Origin of the sequence: Sulfitobacter sp. (genome assembly GCF_041552635.1) — a bacterium.
Classification (GTDB): Bacteria; Pseudomonadota; Alphaproteobacteria; order Rhodobacterales; family Rhodobacteraceae; genus Sulfitobacter.
Genome location: NZ_JBFEKM010000287.1, coordinates 1 through 3,052 on the forward strand (window position 1 = coordinate 1; position 3,052 = coordinate 3,052).

Below are 3,052 nucleotides of genomic sequence, written 5' to 3' on the forward strand. Positions count from 1 at the left end.
GCCGCAAACCCGAAGGTGCTTATCGCAGACGAGGCGCTGTCGGCGCTGGATGTTTCGGTGCAGCGGCAAATGCTGGCGCTTTTTGCCGACCTTCAGGCACAGCGGAACCTTACAATCCTGTTCATCACGCATGATCTGCGCGTCGCAGCGGAAATTTGCGACAATCTGGTGGTCATGCAATCGGGCAAGGTTGTTGCCCAGGGCGCGCCGGTCGACATCCTCGAGGGGGATCTGCACCCCTATGTTTTGGAGCTGATGGATGCGATACCTGGTCAGGAATGGTTTCCGGTGGGCCGGCAAACCCAACCACAAGCAGAGGGTGTGTGAATGGCAGCGGCAATTGGCAAGGTAACGAGTAAGGGGCTCTCCGAGACGATCGGCGAGGAATTGGTCAGCCTGATCGCAAATGGCGTACTGAAACCGGGACAACGGTTGAATGAGGTTCATCTCGCCGAGAGCTTTGGCGTGAGCCGCGGACCCTTGCGCGAGGCTGCTCGTGAACTTGAGGGTCAGGGCTTGGTCATCAGTCGCCCCCGTCAGGGTTTCTATGTCGCCGACTTTACCCCCCGCCAGATTGTTGATCTCTATGAGGTAAAGGGCTGGATTGATCAGGCGATTATCCATGATGTCATGACATATCTGGACCGAGCGACCTGCCGTGAAATACTGGCGGATATCGACAGCATCGTTACCACCGATAAAGTATCTTTTGCCAATTCGCTTTTTGCCTTTCGTCAACGTTTTGTCGCCCGGCTACATAATAGAATTCTCGCGGCACAAGCGTTGTCGATGTACCGCCAGTTTCACATTGTCACGGCTCTTATCGACGTCTCTGATTCAGAGGACCGCATTGCGCGGATCGTCCAGACCCTGCGCGATTTCTGGCAGGCGCTTGCCGAAGGGAACAGCGCCCATGCTTGGCAGGTGATGCAAGACGACGCGGCATTCTGGCGCAAGAATGTAGCGCCCCATTTTGAAACAAACCCGACTGACATTACACAGAAATAGGTAGCCCTGATGCCCCATCCCTTTGCCAATTCTATCGCGCAGTCTCTTGCTGAATTGACGGCACTGCGCCGCGACCTGCACGCGCACCCGGAGCTTTTATTCGACCTGCCGCGCACCGCTGGAATTGTCGTAGATCGTTTGCGCAGCTACGGCTTTGACGATGTGATCGAGGGCATTGCCAAAACGGGTGTCGTTGGCGTTCTGCACGGCAAAACGGGTCCGGCGCAGAACATGCAAGGCCGCGTGCTGTTTCGCGCTGATATGGATGCGCTGCCGATCGAGGAGACAACGGGTGCCGCGCACCGTTCGACAATACAGGGTGCCATGCATGCTTGTGGCCATGACGGGCATACAACCATGCTTTTGGGGGCGGCGAAGTATCTGGCGGAAACGCGCGACTTTGAGGGAACATTGATCTTCTGCTTTCAACCTGCCGAGGAATTGGCAGCGGGTGCCAAGGTTATGATCGACGAGGGGCTGCTGACGCGGTTCCCGGTCAAAGGTGTCTATGGTGTCCACAACTGGCCCGAAATGCCCGTGGGTCATTTTGGTGCTATCCATGGCGGCGCAATGGCAAGCGCCGACGGGGTTATGATCACTGTTCAGGGCAGCGGCGGTCATGCAGCCCAGCCTGAAAATGCCCGTGATCCAGTCGTATGTGCGTCGGCTATCGTTATGGCAGCGCAAACCATCGTGGCCCGCACGATCAGTCCCTTTGAACAGGCCGTCGTCTCCATCACCTCTATCAATGGCGGCGAGGCGTGGAATGTGATTCCAGACCAGATTCAGATGCGCTGCAACTTTCGGAGCTTTTCCGAAGATGTTTCTGCCCGCATGGAAAGCGAGCTGCGCAGGATTTGTGCAGGCACTGCAGAGGCGCATGGCTGTAGCGTGACCGTCGAGCGACCGCCGCTCACGCCCTATCCGCCGGTTGTGAATACGGCCCCCGAGATGGCTCTGGCGATTGATGCGATGGAGGCGATTGTGGGTAAAGAAAATGTGCATCAGGATTTGCGGCCCGTGATGGGTGCAGAAGACTTTGCGTTTTTCCTGCGTGAAGTGCCGGGGGCCTATGTCTTTATCGGCAATGGCGACAGTGCAGCCCTCCATAACCCTGCTTACGACTTCAACGACGAGGCACTGGGCTACGGCATCTCTTACTGGGTCGAGTTGGCGCACCGCACGCTGCGTGCCACTGCCTGAGCATCAAAAAAAGGACATACTATGACGGCAATACACTATTGGTCGGTCGCCGAAACAACCAAGCGCCTGAGCTGTGGCGATGTCTCGGTGCAGGATGTGACCGAAGCGCAATTTGCGCGGATTGCACAAATAAATCCGCAGATCAATGCGGTCACTACCGTCGTCGACGAAGCGCTCGATATTGCGCGCGCGCTGGACAAGACCGGTAGACCGCAGGACGCGGGGCCGCTTTGGGGCGTGCCGGTGACGGTGAAGATAAATGTCGATCACAAGGGTTATGCGAACTCGAACGGCGTGTTGGCCAACAAGAACGCAATTGCGGATGCGGATTCGCCTGTTGTGCGAAATCTTAAAGATGCAGGTGCAGTGATTGTCGCACGCACCAGCACACCCGAATTCTCCATGCGCTGGTTCACGTCCAATCCTATCCACGGTGTGTCCCTGAACCCGTGGGATCATAGCATCACCCCAGGCGGCTCCAGCGGTGCGGCGGCGGCGGCTGTGGCAAGCGGGATTGGCACGATCGGCCATGGCAACGATTTGGGCGGCTCGCTGCGGTATCCTGCGATGTGCTGTGGGGTGGCTACCATTCGCCCCTCGCTGGGACGCATTCCCGCGATGAACCCGACGCAATCAGCAGCCGGGATCGAGCGTGGTCCGTTCACCCAGTTGATGGCCGTACAGGGCCCAATCGGACGTTCTATCGCCGATGTGCGTGCGGGCTTGCAGGTGATGTCGCGCGGCGACGTGCGCGATCCGCTCTGGGTGCCACCTTCGGCTGACCGTCGCGATGCGGGTGGCCCTTTGACGGTCGGCTATGCGATGAACCCCTTTCAAGGCA

The 3,052-nt window shown here is 58.1% G+C and carries 3 protein-coding genes and 1 pseudogene; all 4 read left to right on the forward strand.

Annotated elements, in window-relative coordinates; translation table 11 throughout:
* Positions 1-327 (forward strand): annotated as a pseudogene (locus ABYT07_RS20095) (microcin ABC transporter ATP-binding protein); the annotation flags it as partial.
* The gene (locus tag ABYT07_RS20100; RefSeq protein WP_372993783.1) at positions 328-1,008 is read left to right on the forward strand and encodes a GntR family transcriptional regulator; all 681 of its coding nucleotides are present in this window, start codon (positions 328-330) and stop codon (positions 1,006-1,008) included. It abuts the pseudogene before it with no gap.
* Between the two features lie 9 nt (positions 1,009-1,017).
* Positions 1,018-2,211, forward strand: a complete 1,194-nt coding sequence (locus ABYT07_RS20105; RefSeq protein WP_372993784.1) for a M20 aminoacylase family protein — start codon at positions 1,018-1,020, stop codon at positions 2,209-2,211.
* A gap of 21 nt (positions 2,212-2,232) precedes the next feature.
* On the forward strand, positions 2,233-3,052 hold an 820-nt coding region (locus ABYT07_RS20110), incomplete at its 3' end, for an amidase family protein (RefSeq protein WP_372993785.1).